Below are 236 nucleotides of genomic sequence, written 5' to 3'. Positions count from 1 at the left end.
CTATCAATATGTGGCGACGGAGTATGTCCAAGTAAAGACAACACAATTTTAGCGAACAAAGGCTGCTTAAATGGCCGATAAACCGCCATAATTTGATTGGCTAATAACATCGACTCACAGGCTTTATCGATTTGCTGATGTTGTTCATAGGCTTTACACAAGGCGAAATAAACTAACGCCTGATTTTGCTTACTGAGCGACGCGTCCGAAGCAAAGTGTTGTAATAACGCTAAATC

At 41.1% G+C, this 236-nt stretch carries 1 protein-coding gene; it reads right to left on the bottom strand.

The features are described 5' to 3' along the window. On the bottom strand, positions 1 to 236 hold a 236-nt coding region (locus AAEZ03_RS28870), incomplete at both ends, for a hypothetical protein (RefSeq protein ID WP_350583425.1).

Origin of the sequence: Pseudomonas sp. HY2-MNA-CIBAN-0224 (assembly GCF_040310285.1) — a bacterium.
Lineage (GTDB): Bacteria > Pseudomonadota > Gammaproteobacteria > Pseudomonadales > Pseudomonadaceae > Aquipseudomonas > Aquipseudomonas helleri.
Note: the sequence above shows the minus strand (reverse complement) of the source record. Positions and strands in the feature narration are given on the sequence as shown.